This is a genomic window from Acinetobacter sp. YH12099 (genome assembly GCF_013419195.1).
GTDB classification, from domain to species: Bacteria; Pseudomonadota; Gammaproteobacteria; order Pseudomonadales; family Moraxellaceae; genus Acinetobacter; species Acinetobacter towneri.
The window spans coordinates 54,281-77,499 of the sequence record NZ_VPAP01000006.1; the positions used below are offsets into that span (position 1 = coordinate 54,281).

Genomic DNA, 23,219 nt, shown 5'->3' on the forward strand with positions numbered 1-23,219 from the left:
TGAGTTGAGTGCCTCCATGAGCTTATCTCCAAAGCAAGAACAATTGTTTAAACAAGCCAATAAGCATATTCCAGGTGGGGTCAATTCACCTGTACGCGCATTTAACGGGGTAGGCGGAACCCCTGTATTTATTGAAAAAGCCAAAGGTGCTTATTTGTACGATGTGGATGGCAAACGCTATGTCGACTATGTAGGTTCTTGGGGACCAATGATTTTAGGTCATGCCCATCCTGCTATTATTCAGGCGGTGCAAGCTGCAGCTGAAGATGGTTTGAGTTTTGGTGCGCCAACGGTGCATGAAACGACTTTGGCCGATATTATTTGCGAAATTATGCCTTCAATTGAGTTGGTTCGCATGACCAACTCAGGTACAGAAGCCACCATGACCGCAATTCGTTTGGCGCGTGGTTATACAGGTCGTGACAAAATCGTCAAATTTGAAGGTTGCTATCATGGACACTCAGATTCGCTGTTGGTCAAAGCAGGCTCTGGACTTTTAACCAGTGGTGAAGGTGAAGCGACTTCTGCGGGTGTTCCTGCCGATTTTGCTAAACATACGCTGACTTTACCGTATAACGATATCGCCACCTTAAAAGAATGTTTTACAAAGTTTGGTGCTGAAATTGCAGGGGTGATTGTTGAGCCAGTTGCGGGCAACATGAACTTGGTTAAACCAATTGATGGTTTCCTGCAAGCAATTCGTGATGTCTGCGATGAACGCGGCTCAGTCTTTATTATTGATGAAGTAATGACAGGTTTCCGTGTTGGCTTAGGCGGTGCTCAGGCGCATTATAATGTTAAACCAGACTTGACCACACTCGGTAAAATTATTGGTGCTGGCTTACCAGTAGGTGCATTTGGTGGTAAACGCGAAATCATGGAATGTATTGCGCCATTAGGTAAGGTGTATCAAGCAGGTACTTTGTCTGGTAACCCGTTGGCGATGCGTGCGGGCATTGAAATGTTTAAACATTTACGTGCCGAAGGTTTTTATGAAAATTTAACTGCGCAACTGGAAAAATTGTTGGCAGGCTTACAAGCTGCGGCAGATGAAGCAGGTATCCCGTTCAAGACGCAACAAGTCGGTGCTATGTTTGGTTTGTATTTTACTGACCAAGATGACATCACCAGTTTTGATTCTATGCTGAATTGCGATGTCGATGCTTTCCGTAAATTCTTCCACGGAATGTTGCAACGTGGTGTGAACTTGGCGCCATCTGCTTTTGAAGCAGGCTTTATTTCATCTGCGCATAGTGATGAAGATATTGCCTACACCATTCAAGCTGCAAAAGAAACATTTGCGGAAATGAAGGCGTAATTTGACCTCTGCTTAACACTGTCCTAAAAGGCATAGATATCTCCAAAATATCTATGCTTTAGGTTAAATTGAAGACATACTCTTCAATTTAATATCAAAGGCTTAGATCAGCGTCTTGTTAAACACTAAAATAGCCTGGTCAAACTAAATATGAATCCTATTACTTCATTTGCTCCCGCCATCAAAGATATAGCTTCAGAACGGCTTTGTTGTGCAACTATCTTGCACTATGATTTCATTGTATTTTTCTATCCAAATTTTAAAAACCTTTAAAACAGTATCTTAAAAAATATTTATGCAACAAAGCCTCCTGCATGCTATAAAACCCACATTTCTAAAAGCAGGCTGATTTAAAATTCAGCAGATTGTCTGATTCAGGAATGTAAATCGGAAAATTCATCGGGAATTGATGTATTTTGCATTGTAATTCTGTGTCAGGCTTTTTATTATTGCCGCCTTGTTTTCACGATCGGCCCGGAATTGAAATTGAGTAATTTTCTAAGCGAACACCTGATTCATCGTGACGATGAGTTTATGGTGATACATAAACCCGCTGGCATACTCACCGTTCCAGGTAAAACAGCAGATTTGCAAGATTGTGTGATGAGTCGTCTAGTTAAAATTGAGCCGCGCACTTTGCTGATTCATCGCTTAGATCGTGATACTTCGGGTATTTTGGTATTTGCACTCACGAAATGGGCGCAAAAACAAATTTCGCGTCAGTTTCAAGAACGCCAAACCGATAAAACCTATCAGGCATTGGTGGCAGGGCAACTGCAAGGTGAAGGCACTGTAGATGTGCCTGTGGTCTATGATCCTGCACATCCTCCATTACACATTGCCGATGCAACCCATAACAAACCTGCGTTAACGCATTGGCGTGCATTGGAGCAATTTGAATTGCAGGGGCAAATTGTGACTCGTGTGCAACTGACGCCGATTACAGGTCGTTCGCATCAACTGCGAGTACACATGCAATATTTAGGTCATCCAATTATTGGTGATACTTTGTATGCCACGCCCGAACAGCAACAACTCATGCCTCGTTTGTGTTTACATGCAGCAGAATTAAGTTTTCTGCATCCACAAACTGAGCAACGTGTACAGTTTACTTGCCCAGTCCCATTTTAAGCGAAAAAGATTACGCAAAGCCTGTGCTTTAGGCTCTCTTTTTAGTGCGCTTTATGTCAAAATATATTGCTATACGCCCTGAATTTTTGCTCAAATACTCAGCTGGTTTTGCGCAAAAATTTATACGTCCTAACTTCTAAATAAAGGTGGAAAAATTGCAGCAGTTTGCTATTGGTCAACGTTGGTTATCAGACACAGAAACGGAATTAGGACTTGGTGTTCTGATTGATGTAGATGAGCGATCGGTCAGCATTTTATTCCCTAAAAGTGATGAAACCCGTGTCTATGCACGCAATAACGCACCTTTATCGCGTATCATTTTTAATGTAAATGATGAAGTTCAAGACCAAGAAGGCAATGTGTGGACGGTTGAATCGGTCGAAGACCGTCATGGCGTATTGCGTTATAACGTAGTGCGTCGTTTGCAAGATGGGAGTGAAGAAAAGAAATCACTGAATGAAACCCGTATTGGTGCAAGTATCCAACTTTCAAAACCATTAGACCGCTTGCTTGCTAGCCAAATTGACTATAAAGAATGGTACGACTTGCGTATTGAAGCCTTGTTGATGCAAGCCAATATGCAAAGTAGCCCACTGCGCGGCTTGGTGGGTTCGCGTGTAGGTTTGATTCCACATCAACTTTATATTGCACATGAAGTCGGTAAGCGTTTTGCGCCACGTGTCTTATTGGCAGATGAAGTTGGTTTAGGTAAAACCATTGAAGCAGGTTTGATCATCCATCAGCAACTCAAAACAGGACGTGCGGAACGTATCCTGATTTTGGTACCTGATTCGCTGCAATATCAGTGGATGATTGAAATGCGTCGCCGTTTCAATCTGCAATTCTCTTTGTTTGATTTAACCCGTACGGCATCTATTAAAGAACACGATCCTGACCTGAATCCATTCTTGACCGAACAATGCATCATTGCTTCAGTCGATTTAATGATTGACCACGATGACTTACGCGAACAAGCCCTAGAAGCAGGTTTTGATTTGCTGGTGGTCGATGAAGCGCATCACTTAATGTGGAGCGAAGAAGAAGGTGGTAATGACCGTTATGATCTGGTCGAAGAATTAGCCGAACAAACCGCAGGGGTGTTATTGCTTACAGCAACGCCTGAGCAACTGGGTGTAGAAAGCCATTTTGCGCGTTTACGTTTACTCGATCCGCAGCGTTTTAGTTCACTAGACCGTTTCTTGGATGAAGAAGCGCAATATCAACATACGGCAAAAATTGCCGAAGTCTTAATGTCAGATGCCGCATTGGAAGAAAGCCATTTGGTTGCACTGGAAGGCTTGTTGGGACATCGCATTGAAGATAACCCAGAGCAGCGTTTCCGTGCCATCCACGAATTATTAGACCGTCATGGTACAGGGCGTATTTTGTTCCGTAATACCCGTGAAGCAATTCAAGGTTTCCCAGGTCGTGATTGTCAGCCTGCGCCGTTACCTGCGCCAGAAAACTGGTCTAAAGATGGTAAATTACGTGAACAAATGTGGCCAGAAGAAGCACAGCTCGATGGCAGTTGGATGGAAACTGACCCGCGTGTAATGTGGTTAATGGAGCGTTTGCGTAGCGACTTAAAACATAAAAAAGTGCTTTTAATTGCGCGTAGCGGCCCTGTGGTAGAAGCCCTTGAAAATGCGCTGCGCCTACATGCAGGTATTCGTACTGCAATGTTCCATGAAGGCATGAGCTTGTTAGAACGTGACCAAGCGGCAGCATATTTCGCAGAAGATTCTTATGGTGCACAAATTTTATTGTGTTCCGAAATTGGTTCAGAAGGGCGTAACTTCCAGTTTGCATCAGACCTGATTTTGTTTGACTTACCTGCCAATCCCGACGTGTTAGAACAACGTATCGGTCGTTTAGACCGTATTGGTCAAGAAAACCGTATTCAAATTCATGTGCCGTATTTGGTGGGGACTGCGCAAGAGCGTATGTTCCGTTGGTATAACGAAGCACTCAATATTTTCAGCAATATTTCACCCACTGCACAAACCTTGCAGGAAAACTTTATTGTCGATTTAAAAGACTGCTTACTTGCAGATTTAGGACAACAGTTTGAAGATTTACTGGAAGTAGTCAGTGTGCAGCGTGAAGCTTTGGAAGCAGAACTTCAAGCGGGTCGAGATCGTTTGTTGGAATACAACTCTTGCCGTCCTGTGGTGGCGCAGGAAATTGTACAAGCTTTAGAAGATTACGACGACAATACCACGTTGCCTATGTTTATGAAGCGCTTTATGGCATCGACCAATATTGACTTCGATGAACAAAGCAATGGCACGGTGATTATTAAACCAACTGATCAAATGCAAGTGCAAGGTTTGACCTTAGACGAAGAAGGCATGACCGCGACGTTCTATCGGGATCAGGCGCAAATTCGTGAAGATGCACAGTATTTGACCCTAGAGCATCCATTCACAGAAAGCGTGATGGAAATGATCAATACACAAGGTTTTGGTAGCACCAACGTTGCGGTATTAAAATCTGCCGCTTTGCCACAAGGTTCTGTGTTGCTCGAAGTCTGGTTCAAAGTGGATGTCATTGCACCTAAAGCCCTGAATTTGCCATCAAGCTTGCCACAGCAACTCATTCGTGTCTTATTGAGCGAAAAAGGGCAGGATTTATCGCAAAAAATTGCCCCTGAAATTTTAAAACCTTATTTACATCATTTAGATGGCAACAGTTGTCGTCAAGTGGTGAAAGCACGCCGTGACGCGATTGAAGCGCGTTATACACAGGCTTTGGAGTTGGCTAAAGCTGCATTGCCTGAATTTAAGCAACAAGCTAAAGATGTATATAGCAAAAAATGGCAATATGAAATTGACCGTTTAAGCTATTTGAAGCAATTTAACCCAAGTATTCGTGAAGATGAAATTACACGTTTACAGAAATTGCAAAAAGAAGGTGTTGCATTATTAGATGGTTTGTCGGTCACGCCTGAAGCAATTCAGGTGATGGTGGTGGTAAAGCCATAAAGAGTGCATTCAATACAGGTGTCTAGACGGTGTATTTGTATTGAGTCGGTTTTAATCAATCACTTTTTTAAATATTTGGCATCTTCTAAATTGCACGTTTTAAGTTGGGCATTGCGCCTCATTTTTACGGAGCAGTTTAGCGGGTGCTTTTTTAATATCGCAATAAAAATTTTGTGCGAGATTTTTCACATCACAGACTTAAACAAAGTAGCAACCAGTGCTTATGTGTCATTAAAATGACTCATAATTCATCTTTTTCAGCATTCCGGTCATTTGCAAAACCCAGTGGTATGCGTAGTTTAAAGGCTGTTGATCTTTTATCTATGATTGATGTGCCAAGTGTTGAATCTGTAAGCGCGTACGCATAGATCAAGTCACAGACCCGATATTCTTCTTTTAAGCGTATTTTAAATGACTAAAGCTGCAATTCATTTTACCCATGCCAATGGTATTCCTTCTGCCAGTTATCAAAAGTTTTTTCAATGTTTTGAAGCAGATTATCATTTAAAGGCAATTCCACTGATTGGTATGCAAGCAGAATTTCCTGTGACCTATAAGTGGACCTATTTGATTCATCAAGTGATTCAGGACATTGAGCAGCAGTTTCCAAAGCAACAAGTGATTGGTTTAGGGCATTCTTTTGGTTCATTATTAACCCTGATGTGTGCCTATCAGCGTCCAGATTTATTTTCTCAATTGATTATTATGGATCCACCTTTTGTGATTGGATCGAAGTCGGCATTATTTGAAATTTTACAAAAATTTAAACTGAAATATGTAGATCAACTCACACCTGCCGCCGTGACCATGAAGCGTCGAGATCATTGGGCTAGCCATGCAGAAGCCTATCAAGCTTTGCGGCATAACCGTTTATTTAAAAAATTTGATGCACAATGTTTTGAAGATTATTTTGCCAGCGGCATACAAGTCGATGCACAAAGAGGTGGTGTGACTTTAACAATTCCAAAACGGGTAGAAGCTGAAATTTTTAGAACCGTACCTGCATGGTGGTGGCGCACACCACGCAAAGCCCCAGATGTACCTGTGCATTTAATTACAGCAAGGCATAGCCCATTTTATTTGCAAGGTTTACCGCAAGGCATGCAAAAAACTTATGGAATTGAGTTTAGTGTGGTCGAGGGAGGACACATGTTTCCTTTGGAAAATCCTGAAACCACGGCAACACATGTGCAGCAATTAATTCAAAAACAACACGCTTAACAGCGAAGTCTAGCAATTAAATGCTCAAACGGGCGTGACCTGATTCAGGAAAATCGCCCGATTTATCCTGTGTTATGTTAACGAATTTTGGCATCATCCAAATGTCGTGCACCTTCTAAAATCATGCGAATCATGGTCATGGTTTGTTCAGCGGTTTCTTTACGTTCAGTCGCAGGCATATCAATGACTTTAGCGCCCATATTAAACACCAACTGGGTAATGGCTTTTGCGACAATATCGGGATGCGCTAACTTGCTGTTATTTAAACGTTCTAAACGAATTAAATCATCCTGCAATTCTTGCTGGAAATAATTCAACTGGCGCTCAACAGCAAGTTTATAAGAGGTTGAACCCGTATAACCTTCACGCAGTAACAAACTTAAATTGCCTTCATCGGTATCTAATTGTTCAATAAATACTTCAACTGAACTGCGAATAATACTATTTTGTTTAGATGCTTTTAAACGTGCTTCATGCAAAATTTGACGCAACACTACACCTGCACGATCAATCAGTTCAATCGCGAGTTCATCAATATCTTTAAAATGACGATAAAAACTGTTTGGTGCGATGCCTGCTTCACGTGCAACTTCACGTAAACTTAAAGATGCGATACTTTTTTGTGGGCCAATTAAATTTAATGCTGCCTGAAATAATTCTTGTTTGGTAATGGTAGCTTTACGCCCAACCGTACGCACGACAAGAGGCTCATGAACCGTTTCAGATTCTGGAAAAGTCACATCATGGTTTGTTTTCATGGCAGGCTGAGTCATATTTTCAATAATTTATAAGCTTAGAGGCATTATAGCGGTTGCGCCAGTACTTGTGAAATGATTAGAAACAATACAGGTGTATATACAAATATATATACATGTGTATAATAATTAAAATTTCATCGGGTGGTGCTGAATCATGCAGCTAACTGAAAAAAGAAAATCTCCCTTAACCAGTATTGCAACTGCAGTACTAGACCCTTATGCCGCCAATTTCTGGTTGCAAAAAATTAATCCATTATGGTCGGTGAATCAGTCACTCGGCAAAATTGTAAAAAAAGATACCGCTGCACAAGGTGTAGTGAGCTTTACTTTGCAATTCAATAAAAAATTCCAAATTGGCGCAGCAGGGCAGCATCATCCTGTTTATGTGACAATTCAAGGCGTACGCTATGAGCGAACCTATAGTTTGACTCAGCTTGATGCACAACACGTTTTATTGACGGTAAAAAAAGTTGATCAGGGCAAAGTCAGCACATGGCTGGTTGAGCAAGCCAAAGTTGGTGATACTTTGGAATTTGGTGCGCCTTATGGTGATATGCAACTGCCTGCACAAGCCCAGCCTTTAATTCTATTGGTAGCGGGTAGTGGTATCACACCAATGTATAGTTTGCTACAAGACATGGCGAAATCAGGTCGTCTTGGTAGCACTCCAGTAACTTTAATGTATTGGGTAAAAACCTTTGCAGACGCAGCATTTAAAGCACAGTTTGAAGCATGGGCACAACAATATCCAAACTTTAAATTTCAAGTGTTTTATACTCAAGAGCCGAGTGTGGCGCACAGCCGTTTAAATGCAGAACATTTACAAGACTTGGCACAAATCGAGCAAAGTGCAGTGTTTGCATGTGGCCCATCGGGTTTTACCACGCAAGCTGAACAATTATTTGCACAAGCTGCTTTGCTGAAAACAGAAGCTTTTAGCATGACCCCTGTGTTAAGTGACGATGTTGGTTTGGTACAAGTTACACTGACTCAATCGAAAAAGATTGTCACTATTCCAAAAGGCAAGTCCATTTTAGAAAGTCTGGAACAGCAAAATATTAAACCTAAATACGGCTGTCGTATGGGAATTTGCCATAAATGCGTATGCAACAAGGCTGAAGGTTCAACTAAAAACTTGGTCGATGGTGTTCAAAACAGCGAACCGAATAACCAATTGAAAATCTGCGTCAATTCAGCACAAACCGATTTAATTATTGATTTATAAGCGAGTTCCGATTATGAATATGCCAGTAAAAATAGAATATTTCCGCAATCCTAAAAACCGTGAACTCACTCAATTTGAATTAGATGAGCTTGCACGTGAATTAGACGCCATTAAACAAGAAGTTTTGGATGATATTGGCGAAAAAGATGCTAAATACATCCGCCGTGTTTATTCAACCATTCGTTATAGCTCAATGGCAGGTCGTGCCTTATTGTTCGCAGGATGGTTCCCGCCAGCATGGGTTTTGGGTACAGGCTTGTTAGGCTTTGCCAAAATTATGGAAAACATGGAATTAGGTCATAATGTCATGCATGGTCAGTATGACTGGATGAATGATCCTAAATTCAATGGTGCAAGTTATGAATGGGATACGGTAGGTACTTCAGACAACTGGCGTCAAACCCATAACTTTAAACACCATACTTATACCAATATTAAAGGTATGGATGATGATATTGGCTATGGTTTGGTGCGTTTGTTCCCAGAACAGCGCTGGAGATCAGGCTATTTATTGCAACCTTTATACAGTATTCCTTTCTGCTTACTGTTCCAATGGGGTGTTGCCATTCAGAATTTAGAAATTGGTAAAATTTTGAATGGCCGTAAAAGCAAAGCCCAAGCCAAAAAAGAATGGCAACCTATGCAGAAGAAAATTGGAAAACAATTGTTTAAAGATTATGTGTTCTTTCCATTGATTGCAGGCCCTTCGGCTTTACCAGTGTTTACAGGGAACTTGGTTGCGAATGGTATTCGTAATATTTGGACATTCAGCATTATTTTCTGCGGTCACTTTACGAAGGATGTAGAAGTATTTCCAAAGTCTGTGATGCAAAACGAAAGCCGTGGTCACTGGTATATGCGTCAAATTCGTGGTTCATCGAATCTTACAGGTTCTGAAGCATTCCACATTTTGACAGGACATTTAAGCCATCAAATTGAACACCATTTATATCCAGATATTCCTGCACGTCGCTATCGTAAAATGGCTCCAAAAGTACAAGCTGTGTGTGAAAAGTATGGCTTGAACTACAACAATGCGAGCTTAGTTAAACAGTACGGCAGTGTGCTTAAACGTATTGTGAAATATGCTTTTCCATTTAAGAAATAAGTGACTTACAAATGAGTTGTTTAGTACGAATAGATTAAGTGATTGATCTTGGTTTAAAACTATACTTCTATTTTGAATTAGAGGTGATGCTGTAAAGTGTCACCTTTTTTATTGCTTTAGGTGTTGTAGTCGTTATTTTTATGCAGAATCATCAGCTATTTTATTAAGAGAAAACTCTATTTTTATTTTCTATTCTGGGTATAAAAAAGTAATCACCATAGGCGGCATCCGCTACATGTAACTTAAAAAACCCACAATTCAAATTGTGGTTTTATTATATCATTCATCAAAATCAAGCCAGTTTTTTATAAGTTACAATTTCTGGCAATGAATGATCACTACCCACCATATAAGAATAAGTCGCTAAACTCAGCATGGCATCATCTTCATCACTATTACCATACGCATAAATAGCTGCATAATTTTCTAAATCATATTGTTCTAAAATCCGTATTTTCTTTTGTTCCTGACTGCAATCAGGTGTTGAATATCGCCCTGTAAATTGCTGCTTTTCAATTGCTGTTTCAGTACAAATCAAAGCGACATTTAACTGCTGACAAATATACTGTAAATAAATATCTACACTTGCAGAAACAACCACCACTTCATCTCCATTGAATTGATGCTGCTTTAATTGTTGTAATAGTTGTGGGTTAAGATCATGTATTAAATCTACTGCGTAGCGCTGTGCAAGTGCTAATATTTCAGCTGTATTTGCATCTTTAAACATAGCATTAAACAATTTAGGGCGCATGGCATGTGCAGGATAAACTTTTAAATAGTAAGCCTGAATCCAAGGCAAGATTTTAAGTCCTTGCTTAAAAATATGCCGCTTAGATAAAGCATAGAAAATAAACCCTGTAAAACTGTCTTTGCTGCACAGGGTCCCATCAAAATCAAATAGGGCTAGATTTTTATATTTTTGGCTTTTTGCATGCATGTTTTATAACGTCCATTGACTCGCGTAGCAAACCAATTGGTGTTGTAATCTCGACTCAGTTTAGGCCCTGAAATGACCACTTGCGGCATCATGGCATAAAATGGCTCTTTGCCCGTTTGCGCTTTATAGAGTTTCGTGACTGCTAAATATGTCGCAGTATCTTCAAATTTCTTTTCTTTTTCTTTTTTTAGGTCTGCACGAATTTGTCGTGGGGTGACTAAAATATTATGTTTTGAAAAAACAGCAATTAATTCACGTTCGGATTCACTCTTTGCATTACGCACGCTACCATCTTTAGTATAAAGTAGCAAATCACCATCTAAATCTAATTCTGCTTCAGTTAAATCATTTAGCATGCTTTGGAATGCGGCATTGCGGCTCGAATACATGCCAGAGTTATAATCAGCAAAGCGGTATAGCGGTTGATCGTAATCGGCAGGGTACATCATTAAACGGTGAATCCCGTAATATAAGCCACCGTATTGGGTGTATAAGTCACTGCGTAACTCTGCGATGTTGCCACTTTGACGTTTATGCTCTTTGGCATAGCTAATATGCACTTGCATCGAACCTAAAGTGGTAATTGGATTAAGTTTTTCGCCAATATTTTGTCCAAACAGCTTGGCAGCACCTGTTAGTGCAGACACGTGATAATGTTTGGCCATATAGTCAAAAATTTCACGATACAATTCATCCAGTTCACGTTCGGTTTTCACACGACGCATTTGGCTTAAATAGTTATATTCAGGGCTTGGGTGGTTTTTTAGTACATCCTGAAAATACCCTGCAACCGTACCGCCAATCGCTTCGCCCAGTTTATCTTTAAATTTCTCATCCAAACGGTCTTGCACTTCTTTAACTGCTTTTTCACCCAGACCATAGACTTGAGGGTCGGCTACAAAGTTGGATTCCTGATCCACGACGGCAATGATGGTACACATATTTTCTTTGGTTTGTGGAATGCCCAATTGCTCTGAAATATCGTAAATATCTTTTGCCCAAGCACTACGCTCGCTGACCCGATTCGGAATGAGTTTGCGGATTTGTTCTGCTTCAAGGGTTGGCTCATTGTCCTTAGACCACCATGCGCTATCTCCACAGGCAGCCAAGCTTAATGATAAAGCAAGCACGCTGAAGGATTTCATCAAAGAAGTGAATACAGTGTCTTTCATAGATAGGGAAAACTCGTTCCTAATGGATGAGCCCAAAGGGCAGATGCAGTATACTATGCCAATCGTTAAAGTTAAGAATATATATGTATATTGGTCCCTATCAACTGTCAAATAATTTGATCGTTGCCCCGATGGCAGGCGTCACTGATAGACCCTTTCGCTCACTGTGCAAGTACTTTGGTGCGGGGCATGCGGTCAGTGAAATGATGACCTCTGACAAAACTTTGCGCATGAGTAAAAAGAGTTTGTATCGTGCGAACTTTGATGGGGAACTTGCACCAATTTCTGCACAAATTGCTGGTTCAGACCCGCATGATTTAGCCGAAGCTGCGCGTTATCAAGTCGCCAATGGTGCACAAATTGTTGATATCAATATGGGATGTCCTGCTAAAAAAGTCTGCAATAAATTGGCGGGTTCGGCTTTATTGCAAGATGAAGATTTGGTGGCACGCATTTTAGATACTGTGGTTGCTGCGGTGGATGTGCCTGTGACACTTAAAACCCGTTTAGGTTTTTTGAATGGGCAGGAAAATATTTTGCGGGTTGCCAAACGTGCAGAACAAGCAGGTATTGCTGCACTGGCATTGCATGGGCGTACCCGTGAAGATATGTATTTAAACCGTGCACGTTATTCACTGATTAAAGAAGTGAAAAGTATGCTCAATATTCCTGTGATTGCCAATGGTGATATTGATAGTCCTGAAAAAGCCAAATATGTCTTGGATTATACAGGCGCAGATGCGATTATGATTGGACGTGCTGCGCAAGGACGTCCGTGGATTTTTCGAGAAATCGCACATTATTTAGCAACAGGTGAGCAGCTATCAGCACCGAGCATTGCAGAAGTTCAAAAAGTATTACTCGGACATTTAGCCGAGCTGTATGAGTTTTATGGTGAATATTCAGGTTGTCGCATTTCACGTAAACATATTGCTTGGTACACCAAAGGTTTACGTTCAAGTAATGAATTTCGTCAAAGTATGTATCAAGTAGAAAGTACGGCAGAGCAATATAAAGTAGTGGAAGATTACTTTAATCAGCTACTTGCGCATGGTGAAATCATGAGTGATGTGCAGGTTGAAGCGGTGAACTTATTAGATACAAAATAAAAACCCAACCGTGATACACAGTTGAGTTTTTCGTACGTAAACTTAGCGTGCGTGAATCATTTCCAAAACCAACTGATTAATTAAATCTGCGGCCTCTAATTCACGAATCTGACTGACATTACTGCCTGCCCAAAACGGAGCATAACCTTGCTCGCCTTGTGTGACGGCTGCTGAATGCAACTGTTTTGCAAGATCATACGTATATGGATAGGTGGGCACAGTTAAACGATTTGGTGTATCTACCTGTGTATGCCAATGATTAATTAAACCACGGGCAGAGCGTCCAGAGATGCTGTCGGTCATTTGAGTAATGTTTTGCTGAAATAAAGCTTGTCGATAAGCTGGATTGGCATTGGAACTTTTACATTGCACGAAAGCTGTACCCAGCTGTACCGCAGAAGCGCCCAATTTCAGCATTAACTGTGCTTGCTGACCATTCATAATGCCACCTGCGGCAACCACTGGCAGGGTACAATGTTCACGAATCAGTTGTACTAAATCGCTGGTTTTAATTGCACTATCAAAAGTTTGGTTAAAGATACCCCGATGTCCACCTGCCTCAATGCCTTGGGCGATAATGACATCAATTCCCGCTGCTTCAATGGCTTGAGCTTCGGCTAAGTTGGTTGCTGAAACCATAGTAATGATTCCTGCATCTTTTAAAGCCTGAATTTGATGCGCATGCGGAATCCCGAAGTGAAAACTGACGGCTTGTGGTTTAGTTTCTAGTACAAGATCTAAATATCCATCATGGTCTTTAAAACTTGGATAAATACAATTTAGTTGACTCGGTGCAGTTGCGCCATAGCGTTCAAAGATTGGCTGAAAATGTGCAATCCACGCTTGTGCAGCGACTTCATCTAGTGGACTTGATTCATGGCAAAAGAAATTGACCTGAAATGGAAAATCAGTCAGTTCTTGAGTGCGTAAAATTTGCTCACGTGCAGCATCTACCGTGTTTGCACCTAAACCGAGTGAGCCAAAACCACCTTGATTAGAAACCTCGGCTGCAAGTTCGGGAGTAGAAACGCCAGCCATTGGAGCAAGAAAAATAGGATGCTTTATATTCAGTTGTTCTAATAAGGTCATATTATTTACTCCATGTTTTTATCTACTTTGCCCAACTCTAGGTAGATTGGCAAATCATATCCGTCATTTCTTTATGAAATATTAAGATGAGCGATATCATTAAATTTGCAGATGCTTTCAGGCATAATAAGCCTGATGTATGAATTGATGAGTAAATTAATGAAGCCTTTCGTTTATGGTGGTTTGCTTGTGGTGTGTGGATTAAGTGCGTGTAGCAATCCACAGCAAACTCAAGTAAAAATTGATCCAAAGCAATATCAGGTTCAGGATGCGACTGCATTACAACAGCGTATAGATGCTTTAAATGTCAAATTGGCGCAAGACTTCAAACAATTTAAACAAGTCGAAAATATCGCATTTGCGCATCAATTCCCTTTAGATGTAAATAACTTACAAACTTTGAATCAGCATTTGGTCGCCAGTACTGCTTTAAAGCCGACTAAAATTGCTTATTGCGATATGATGAATGGTTATTTTGCTGAGTTATATCGCTTAGGACATAACAATCTAGATTTTCTTAAAGATGTAAAATTACCGCGTGCAGAGCAGGAAAATTTGGCTGAAAATTTTGCCAATGCAGAATCTTATTATGATTTTATTTTGAATCGTTACACCAGTTACCGCCAAGTACAACAGACCATGGGCTATGGTTGTAATTTAAAAGCGGCGTTATAGTTGCGGCAGGATTTAGGTTTACTAGGGTCTGTTGATATTTCATAAATGGCTTGCGCTGTAGGCTAAAACTGAGCAGATTAGGCATGAAACGCAGGGAATAACGGGTTTATTTTCAAGTTTTATAACGCAATCTGTGAAAGTTTTAGCCACATGAGCAAAAACAAAGCACTGCTTTGTTTGCTGCGCAAGGATACAAGCATATTTTTTGCTGCTATTACGTTATGTGCCAGTCATTTAGAATGAGTAAATTTCCTGTCCCATGCCTTATATCAGCTAAAAAACCTTGCGAGATATATCTCTCATGTCGCAAACATAGACGAATTGTCAACAGACCCTAATTAAATCGTGCTGAATAAAAAACTCCTGAGAACTTGCTCAGGAGTTTTTGTTTTATACAATCAAATTATTGTTGTGCTTTTTCTTTCACATTTGCAGCACCTTGTTCAACCGCACCTGCAGTCGCAGCAGTTGCATCTTTAGCAGCTTGTACAGTCGTATCAGCTGCGTTTTCTGTTGCTGTTGCAACATTGTGTGCAGCATTTTCAGTTGCTTGCGCTGCGTTATCTACCGCAGTTGCTGTAGCAGTAGCAGCTTCATGTGTTGCATCTTTGGCATCATGTGCAGCTTGAGCCGCAGCGTTTTCTAAGTGTTCACCCGTAGTTGCCCCTGTTTCTGGTGCTTTTTCTTTTGCACAACCTACAAGTGCTACAGTGGCAGCAAGACCTAAAGCAATAAGAAGTTTATTCATTATCATGTTTCCTTTTTTTACATCCACTTAAGATGGGATAATGCGAATATAACCAAAAAACAATCAATTTGAAGCTTAAAATTGTTCAAATAATGTAATGGGTTTAGATATTTTTTTGTTGTGTAGATTAGAACGATAAATTAGAGAAAAATATGCCGATGCGATTCATTTTTTCTGATAAGGTGAAATCTTGAGAATGGTTACAGTTTTTATTGTACAGTAATGCCATTCTGTAAGATTGGGATTGTAAAATGCTTAAAAAAGGGATTTATCAACATTATAAAGGGCAATTGTATCAAGTGCTGCATGTGGCTACACACAGTGAAACCCAAGAGAAATTGGTGGTTTATCAATGCTTATATGGCGATTATTCTATTTGGGCTAGACCGCTTGATATGTTCACGGAGAGTATTACTTTGGATGATGACCGTGAACAGGAACGCTTTAAATTGATTCAAGAAGTGTATTAATATTTGAAGTTATTTACCTATTTAAAACGATCCAATCTATTTTTAGATTGGATCGTTATGTGGATGCTCAAAGTTTAATAAAATCAATTATTGAATGGAAATACGGTTAAAGCTTAAATCGTATGCTAAATATTTACTCACAAAAGCTGCTTTATCACTGCGTCTTAATAAGTTGTCATAAATAAATTGTGGTACAGGATGGAATAAATCCCCAGAGCCATTTTCGTAAAATATTTTTAAATAACGTGAAGATGCACTGTATGTCCAGGATGTCACGGCAAGTGTTTTACCCATAAGCAACTCCTTTATTTTTTATATTATTTTTCACAGAATAAATCTGCTTATTTTGAACATAAGTGAAGTGCTTGCTAAAAAGTATTACAGAATTGTAACTTTTGAATATAAGTTTTTTGCGCAACCTAAACGTGCCAAAAACGACAAAACTATTATGAAGCGAAATAAAACACCACATTTAGGATGTGGTGTTTATGCTTTGCACATGAATAGTCATTCATTTAAATAAAATGATTGAAAGACTAGATTTTATAGATGACGACATTGATCTTCTTTGTCACCAGAAACACGGTTTGTGCGGCCAGTCGGTTTTACGCGGTTATCTTCACATTCTAAATTGCCATTCACGCGGTTATTTTTTACAACGATTGAGCCTGAATTATCTTTAAGTTGAATATTGCCATTTACACGGTTTGACGTGAGTTGGATGTTACGCCCATCTTCGAGTTGGATATTGCCATCAATGCGGTTGGCATGTGCATTAACCTGACTAAAGTTTCCTTTAGATTCTAAATTGCCATCAATCGTACTATTTTTAATTGCCGTATGTGAGTTGGAATGCAACATTAGGTTGCCCTTAATAGTCACATGATCAAGAACACATTGTTTATGCACTTTGACATTATCATCAATAGTTCGATTTTTAATGCTGCCATTACAGTTGAAATCAGCTAAAGCTGGCACTGAAAATGCTATTAATGTTGAAAGTAAAAATAATTTTTTCATAGAACAGCCCTCAAAAATAAATCTCACAACTGTTACCGGTACAGATTCGATTGTAGTGTTGTAATGTTTTTACATTTTCTATTCTAGAGATGAAATATGAATAAATAAGGTAGAAAAGGGTGATGTTCTGATTAAAAAAAACCACGCAAAATATGCGTGGTTTTTTTGAGTGGTTTAATCTAAAACTTAGATTTTACCTACTAGGTCGATAGATGGGGCTAAAGTTGCATCACCTTCTTTCCATTTAGCTGGGCATACTTCACCTGGGTGAGCGTGAACGTATTGAGCTGCTTTAACTTTACGAAGAAGTTCTTGAGCATCACGGCCAATACCGCCAGCATTGATTTCAATGATTTGGATTTTACCTTCTGGATCAATTACGAAAGTACCACGGTCAGCAAGACCAGCAGATTCGATTAATACTTCGAAGTTTTTAGAAAGCGTCCAAGTTGGGTCGCCAACCATTACGTATTGGATTTTTTTGATTTCTTCTGAAGAATCGTGCCAAGCTTTGTGCGTGAAGTGAGTGTCAGTAGAAACTGCATAGATTTCAACGCCTAATTTTTGGAATTCTGCGTAGTTGTCTGCAAGGTCACCAAGCTCAGTTGGGCAAACGAAAGTGAAGTCAGCAGGGTAGAAGAATACTACAGACCATTTGCCTTTAAGATCAGCTTCAGTTACTTCAATGAATTGACCGTTGTGGTATGCATTTGCTTTAAATGGTTTAACTTCAGTATTAATTAAGCTCATCATTGTCTCCATGATTAAGGTTTGTATTTCGTTGGCAATAGAGTATCTAATTTTGTTTTATTGCTGAAATGGTATTTTTACATTACTAGCATCGGAAAAACAAATGAGTATGTAAAAAGCGTACACTTTCATCACAGTATTATTGAGTCTTTATTAGGCCTCAAAATGATGATGATTGCATGACAACCTATTTTTCAGGTTCAAATACAACCCATTTCAAGCAATTGGTGAACATACATCTATATGGGGATGCTATTTTGAAATTCAAGGGGGGATTTAAAACTTTTTAAATACGCATTCTAAATCACTGTTCTTTCGCTTAAAGGCATTACAGCGTAAAATACGCGTTTGTGTTTTGGTTAGGAAGCGTATTCTGTGCAGAGTCATTTAAATGTAGACCACCTCGTTTTGGCGCGTGATCGTCATCGTTTAAATCGACTACGAAAAGGCAAAGATGCCAATCCAAAGCAATATCAGGAATTATTTGAAAAATCTAATTTAAAAGTGTTGGAGCGTGCACAGCGCATTCCCAACATTAAGTTGAATCAAGATTTACCTGTGACTCAATCTGCCGAACAGTTGATTACTGCAATTCAGCAACATCAGGTCATTATTGTGGCGGGTGAAACAGGTTCAGGGAAAACTACACAGTTACCACAAATTGCAATGTTGGCAGGTCGTGGTTTAACGGGGTTAATTGGTCATACTCAGCCACGACGTCTTGCTGCGCGTAGTGTATCGCAGCGTATTGCCGAAGAAGTTGGCGAAAAGTTAGGTGAGTCCATCAGCTTTAAAGTTCGTTTTAATGAACAGGGTTCGCAAGATTCAATTGTCCGTTTAATGACCGATGGTATTTTGTTAGCAGAGCTTGCCAATGATCGTTATTTAAATAAATACGACACCATTATTATAGATGAAGCGCATGAGCGTTCTTTAAATATTGACTTCATTATGGGCTATTTAAAGCAACTTTTGCCACGTCGCCCTGATTTAAAAGTCATCATCACTTCTGCAACTTTAGATGTGCAGCGTTTTAGTAACTATTTTAACGGCGCACCTATTTTTGAGGTCGAAGGTCGAAGCTATCCTGTCGAAGTACGTTATCGTCCAATTTCTGAATTAAGCATTGGTGGTAGTGATGATGATGAGTTTGATGACTTTGAAGAAAACTTGCCACGCGCAGTGGTGCAAGCGGTAGAAGAATGCTTTGCCGATGCACAGGAAAAAGGTCATCCTGAACATGCCGATATTCTAATTTTTGCCAGTACTGAACAGGAAATTCGGGAGCTGCAAGAAACCTTGCATAAGCATGGACCGCGTCATACTGAAATTTTACCGTTGTATGCGCGTTTGGCTTTGGCGGAACAACAAAAAATTTTTAATCCTTCAGGTGGTGGTCGTCGCATTATTATTGCCACCAACGTCGCTGAAACCGCACTCACTGTACCCAATATCCGCTATGTGATTGATAGCGGTTTTGCACGTATTTCACGTTATAACTATCGCTCACGGGTGCAGCGTTTACCGATTGAAGCAGTATCTCAGGCAGCAGCGAATCAGCGTAAAGGACGTTGTGGTCGTATTGCACCAGGCGTTTGTATTCGCCTGTATTCAGAAGAAGATTTTTTAAGTCGCCCAGAGTTTACTGAACCTGAAATTAAACGCACCAACTTGGCATCGGTCATTTTACAAATGCAAAGTTTGGGCTTGGGTACGCTCGAAGATTTTGATTTTATTGAGCCGCCAGATCATCGTTTAGTCAATGATGGTCGTAAGCTGTTGATTGAACTGGGTGCGATGATTGAGAAGGGTAAAGCCCCTCTTTTAGACGGAATGAGTAGCTCTGCGACGCAAAAGGGAGACAATCATCCGAATAATTCCACTAAATCCACCGCTAATAAAGGCGAGCTTCAAGGCAGCAGCTTAACCAAAATTGGTCAGCAAATGGCAAAAATGCCGATTGATCCAAGACTGGCACGTATGATTTTAGGCGGTGCGCATTTTGGGGTGTTAAATGAAGTCCTGATTATTGTAGCGGCATTGGCGGTACAAGACCCGCGTGAACGTCCTGCAGACAAACAAATGCAAGCCGATCAAAAACATGCTTTGTTCCGTGAAGCAGATTCTGACTTTTTATTCTATTTAAAATTGTGGGAAACTTTACACGAAAACCGTGATGGCATGAGTGAAAACAAACGTCGTACTTTTGCCCGTCAGCATTTTTTAAGTTGGTTGCGTTTACGTGAATGGAAGAAAACTCATGAACAATTGGTGGATTTGGCGCGTGGCTTAAAACTGTCGTTTAATGAGAAAAAAGCCAGTTATGAAAATCTGCATCGGGCGTTATTAACAGGGTTGCTTTCTTTTATTGCCAATAAAACCGATGAGCGCAATGTGTTTATGGCAGTACGCCAACAAAAAGCACGAATTTTCCCTGCATCGACTTTGCATAAAACCAATACACCGTGGGTCATGGCATTTGAGATGGTAGAAACTTCGCAAGTGTATCTACGCACCTTGGCAAAAATTGAACCTGAATGGATTTTATTGGCTGCACGTGATTTGCTGAAGCATCACTATTTTGAACCACATTGGTCTAAAAAAGCAGGCGTGGTGAATGCCTATGATCAAATTTCGCTGTTTGGTCTAATTATCGAGCCGAAACGTCCTGTCAATTACGAAAAGGTCGATCAGGAAGCCGCCCATGAAATATTCTTACGTGATGCTTTAACCACAGGCAACTTGGGCATTACCCCACCATTTTTAAAACACAACCTGCTTAAACTGGAAGAAGTGGAACGGGTTGAAGATAAATTACGTCGTCGTGATTTAGTTGTTGATGAAGAAACTATTTATCAATTTTATGCCGCCAAAGTACCTGCAGAAGTTGCAAGCCGTCGTTCCTTTGAAGATTGGCGTGCCACAGTAGAGCCGCAAAATCCACGTTATTTATTTGTGGAAGATGATGCACTTTGGCTGAATGATCGTCCGACCACGCAGCAATTTCCTGACTATTTGCGTAATGGTGAGCTGCGCTTGGCGGCCAGTTACCGTTTTGACCCCAGCCATGATGAAGATGGCGCAACCGTTAAAATTCCAGTGCAAGCGTTGGCACAGGTCGATGAAAATATCTGGTCGTGGGGTGTTCTGGGTTGGCGTGAAAATTTAATTGAAGCCTTGCTCAAGACTTTGCCTAAAGATAAGCGTCGTCATTTGGTGCCTATTCCAGACACAGCTCGAAAGTTGCTACAACGTGTTGATGCGGTAAATTTACGCGAGCACATTTTTAGCTTTTTGGCATTTCAATTACGTGCTGAACACATCACCGAAAAAGACTTTAGCTTTGAGCGGGTAGATGCGTATTTATTGCCGTTCATTAAAGTGCTAGATGAAAAAGGGCGGGTGATTGAGCAAGGTCGTGATTTATCTGAATTAAAAGCGCGTTGCCATACCGAAACGCATAGTCCTGTAAAGCAGCTGCACGGAGAATTTCAAACTTTTCCTGAACGATTTGTATTTGAAGCTTCGCAAAAAGTTACGGGCGTAGTGGTTAAGCAATATCAGGCGTTGGTACCAAGCAAAACATTTGCAGAGCTTTTACCAAAAGATGAATCGGGTGTGGTGATTCAAACCTTTAATGATCAGAGTGAGGCGATTCGTCAGCACCGTGAAGGCGTGATTCGTTTGCTATATGTGCAATTGGGTGATTTATCACGCCAATTGAAAAAACAAATTGATAAACCCTTGGCTTTGGCGTATTCGCCTTTGGGTGATAAAGCTCAACTTGAGCAAATGTTGATCTATGCAACATTGCAAAGCATTATTGGTGACTTACCAGTCAACTTGGAAGAGTTTCAAAAGTTGCAGCTTGAGGTAAAAAAGACTTTCCTCAGTCATGGTCAAACCACGCTGCGTATCTTTAATGAAATTTATATTGCATGGCAAGACATCCGCCGTCAGCTTCTTATGCTTGATGAAGCAGTTTTTGCTAAAAATATGGATGATATAGAAGATCAGCTGGACTTAATGCATCTGGCAGACTTTGTGTATAGCAAGCCTGTAGAGGTGTGGAGCGAATATCCGCGCTATTTGAAAGCGTTGTTATTACGTTTAGACCGCTTACCCAATAACTTGCAAAGAGACGATGCTGCCATCGCCCAAATTGACCCTTGGATGGACAAATTGTTTAAACACAAACAAGATGCCCGACTCAAGGAATTGTACTTTATGGTGGAAGAATTACGCATATCGCTGTTCTCTCAACCCATGAAAACCAAAATGCCAATTTCTGCAACTCGGCTGCAAAAAGTATGGGAAAAGCTCGGAATCAGTTAAGATATTAGTAATTTCTAGAAGGAGTTTTACATGGGCATTCGCATTATAGGTACTGGTCTTTATCACCCAGAAGATGTTATTACCAATGAAGAGTTGGTCGAAAGTTTAAATGCTTATGTGGAACAGTATAATCAGCTCAATGCTGACAAAATTGCAGCAGGTGAGCTTGAAGAACGTCGTGGCTCAAGTGCTGACTTTATCGAAAAAGCCTCTGGGGTAAAACGCCGTTACGTGTCAGAAAAAACAGGTATTCTGGACATTAACCGTTTACGTCCAAATTTGCGTGAACGTGGCGATGATGAAATTTCGCTACAAGCAGAATGGGGTGTAATTGCTGCAAAACAAGCCATGCAAAATGCAGGTGTGTCTGCAGAAGATATCGATGTAGTGATTTTGTCTTGCTCAAACTTGCAGCGTGCTTATCCTGCGGTGGCGATTGAAATTCAAACTGCGCTTGGTATTCAAGGTTATGCCTATGACATGAACGTGGCATGTTCTGCTGCGACTTTCGGCATTAAGCAAGCGCATGATGCGATTAAAGCAGGTGCGCGCCGCGTACTGTTGGTGAATGTCGAAATTACCTCAGGTCATAACGATTTCCGTTCACGTGACTGCCACTTTATTTTTGGTGATGTAGCAACCGCTTCAATTTTGGAAGATACTGAAACCAAAGCAGGTTTTGAAATTTTGGACATGAACCTGTTTACTCAGTTCTCGAATAATATCCGTAATAATTTCGGTTTTTTAAACTTAAGTGAAAATGCAGATATTGACGATAAACGCTTCCATCAAGATGGTCGCAAAGTCTTTAAAGAAGTTTGCCCCTTAGTTGCCAAAATGATTACTGCGCAATTAGAAAAGAATCAGATTGCGCCAACCGAGGTGAAGCGTTTCTGGTTGCACCAAGCCAATGCCAGCATGAACGAACTCATTTTGAAATTGGTGGTTGGTAAAGAAGCAGCACAACCAGGTTTAGTACCTATTATTTTAGATGAGTTTGCCAATACTTCTTCGGCAGGGGTAATTATCGCTTTACACCGTACTGCACACGAAGTCGAAAACGGTGAATATGGTGTCTTGTGTTCATTTGGCGCAGGCTATTCAGTTGGCGCGATTTTGGTACAAAAACGTGATGCTGCATAAGCTTTGCCAAACCGTATAAGATC

At 40.5% G+C, this 23,219-nt stretch carries 19 protein-coding genes; 11 read left to right on the forward strand and 8 right to left on the reverse strand.

Going from position 1 to position 23,219, the window contains the following annotated elements; translation table 11 throughout:
• The first annotated feature begins 16 nt into the window (after window positions 1-16).
• From hemL to FTU39_RS05515, 4 genes are all read left to right on the forward strand, one after another.
• A complete protein-coding gene (hemL, locus tag FTU39_RS05500; protein WP_104852178.1) occupies window positions 17-1,318 on the forward strand; it encodes a glutamate-1-semialdehyde 2,1-aminomutase in 1,302 nt (433 codons plus the stop codon).
• Between the two features lie 486 nt (window positions 1,319-1,804).
• Window positions 1,805-2,449, forward strand: a complete 645-nt coding sequence (locus FTU39_RS05505; RefSeq protein ID WP_004973024.1) for an RluA family pseudouridine synthase — start codon at window positions 1,805-1,807, stop codon at window positions 2,447-2,449.
• 146 nt (window positions 2,450-2,595) lie between these two features.
• Complete coding sequence (gene rapA, locus FTU39_RS05510; protein ID WP_180051843.1) at window positions 2,596-5,433, forward strand: RNA polymerase-associated protein RapA; 2,838 nt, start codon at window positions 2,596-2,598, stop codon at window positions 5,431-5,433.
• Between the two features lie 411 nt (window positions 5,434-5,844).
• A complete protein-coding gene (locus FTU39_RS05515; RefSeq protein WP_104852176.1) occupies window positions 5,845-6,654 on the forward strand; it encodes an alpha/beta fold hydrolase in 810 nt (269 codons plus the stop codon).
• A 77-nt stretch (window positions 6,655-6,731) separates the two neighbouring features.
• Here the strand turns inward: FTU39_RS05515 and fabR are convergent, their stop codons facing one another.
• A complete protein-coding gene (gene fabR / locus FTU39_RS05520; RefSeq protein ID WP_026438369.1) occupies window positions 6,732-7,412 on the reverse strand; it encodes an HTH-type transcriptional repressor FabR in 681 nt (226 codons plus the stop codon).
• A 154-nt stretch (window positions 7,413-7,566) separates the two neighbouring features.
• On the opposite strand from fabR, the gene FTU39_RS05525 reads away from it, so the two are divergent.
• Window positions 7,567-8,637, forward strand: coding sequence for a ferredoxin reductase (locus tag FTU39_RS05525; protein ID WP_167846089.1), 1,071 nt, complete (start codon window positions 7,567-7,569; stop codon window positions 8,635-8,637).
• 13 nt (window positions 8,638-8,650) lie between these two features.
• A complete protein-coding gene (locus tag FTU39_RS05530) occupies window positions 8,651-9,745 on the forward strand; it encodes an acyl-CoA desaturase (protein ID WP_096900933.1) in 1,095 nt (364 codons plus the stop codon).
• A 292-nt stretch (window positions 9,746-10,037) separates the two neighbouring features.
• On the opposite strand, the gene FTU39_RS05535 is transcribed toward FTU39_RS05530, so the two are convergent.
• Window positions 10,038-10,685, reverse strand: a complete 648-nt coding sequence (locus FTU39_RS05535; protein ID WP_004973036.1) for an HAD-IB family phosphatase — start codon at window positions 10,683-10,685, stop codon at window positions 10,038-10,040.
• Complete coding sequence (locus FTU39_RS05540) at window positions 10,652-11,857, reverse strand: DUF1615 family protein (RefSeq protein ID WP_180051844.1); 1,206 nt, start codon at window positions 11,855-11,857, stop codon at window positions 10,652-10,654. The genes FTU39_RS05535 and FTU39_RS05540 overlap by 34 nt, the downstream gene beginning before the upstream one ends.
• An 83-nt stretch (window positions 11,858-11,940) precedes the next feature.
• On the opposite strand from FTU39_RS05540, the gene dusB reads away from it, so the two are divergent.
• Window positions 11,941-12,966 carry a tRNA dihydrouridine synthase DusB gene (gene dusB / locus FTU39_RS05545; protein ID WP_180051845.1) on the forward strand — a complete coding sequence of 342 codons (1,026 nt, stop codon included), beginning with the start codon at window positions 11,941-11,943 and terminating at the stop codon, window positions 12,964-12,966.
• Window positions 12,967-13,008: 42 nt separating this feature from the next.
• Here the strand turns inward: dusB and FTU39_RS05550 are convergent, their stop codons facing one another.
• Window positions 13,009-14,055, reverse strand: coding sequence for a nitronate monooxygenase family protein (locus FTU39_RS05550; RefSeq protein ID WP_179997320.1), 1,047 nt, complete (start codon window positions 14,053-14,055; stop codon window positions 13,009-13,011).
• Window positions 14,056-14,214: 159 nt separating this feature from the next.
• Here FTU39_RS05550 and FTU39_RS05555 point away from each other — a divergent pair, with 159 nt between their 5' ends.
• Window positions 14,215-14,730: a hypothetical protein gene (locus FTU39_RS05555; RefSeq protein ID WP_131260826.1), complete on the forward strand. Its 516-nt coding sequence runs from the start codon at window positions 14,215-14,217 to the stop codon at window positions 14,728-14,730.
• Window positions 14,731-15,133: 403 nt separating this feature from the next.
• On the opposite strand, the gene FTU39_RS05560 is transcribed toward FTU39_RS05555, so the two are convergent.
• Complete coding sequence (locus tag FTU39_RS05560) at window positions 15,134-15,478, reverse strand: hypothetical protein (RefSeq protein WP_179989569.1); 345 nt, start codon at window positions 15,476-15,478, stop codon at window positions 15,134-15,136.
• Window positions 15,479-15,729: 251 nt separating this feature from the next.
• Between FTU39_RS05560 and FTU39_RS05565 the strand changes: the two genes are divergently transcribed.
• Window positions 15,730-15,948: a DUF1653 domain-containing protein gene (locus tag FTU39_RS05565; RefSeq protein ID WP_004973051.1), complete on the forward strand. Its 219-nt coding sequence runs from the start codon at window positions 15,730-15,732 to the stop codon at window positions 15,946-15,948.
• An 87-nt stretch (window positions 15,949-16,035) separates the two neighbouring features.
• Here the strand turns inward: FTU39_RS05565 and FTU39_RS05570 are convergent, their stop codons facing one another.
• The 3 genes from FTU39_RS05570 to ahpC all read right to left on the reverse strand — a co-directional run bounded on the left by FTU39_RS05570 (window position 16,036) and on the right by ahpC (window position 17,718).
• Window positions 16,036-16,242, reverse strand: coding sequence for a hypothetical protein (locus FTU39_RS05570; protein WP_004973053.1), 207 nt, complete (start codon window positions 16,240-16,242; stop codon window positions 16,036-16,038).
• Between the two features lie 249 nt (window positions 16,243-16,491).
• On the reverse strand, window positions 16,492-16,809 hold the full coding sequence (locus FTU39_RS05575; protein ID WP_257224395.1) for a hypothetical protein: 318 nt from the start codon (window positions 16,807-16,809) through the stop codon (window positions 16,492-16,494).
• 345 nt (window positions 16,810-17,154) lie between these two features.
• A complete protein-coding gene (gene ahpC / locus FTU39_RS05580) occupies window positions 17,155-17,718 on the reverse strand; it encodes an alkyl hydroperoxide reductase subunit C (protein WP_004973058.1) in 564 nt (187 codons plus the stop codon).
• Window positions 17,719-18,093: 375 nt separating this feature from the next.
• Between ahpC and FTU39_RS05585 the strand changes: the two genes are divergently transcribed.
• A complete protein-coding gene (locus tag FTU39_RS05585; RefSeq protein WP_180051847.1) occupies window positions 18,094-22,053 on the forward strand; it encodes a DUF3418 domain-containing protein in 3,960 nt (1,319 codons plus the stop codon).
• Window positions 22,054-22,083: 30 nt separating this feature from the next.
• Complete coding sequence (locus tag FTU39_RS05590) at window positions 22,084-23,196, forward strand: beta-ketoacyl-ACP synthase III (RefSeq protein ID WP_180051848.1); 1,113 nt, start codon at window positions 22,084-22,086, stop codon at window positions 23,194-23,196.
• The last annotated feature ends 23 nt before the right edge of the window (window positions 23,197-23,219 follow it).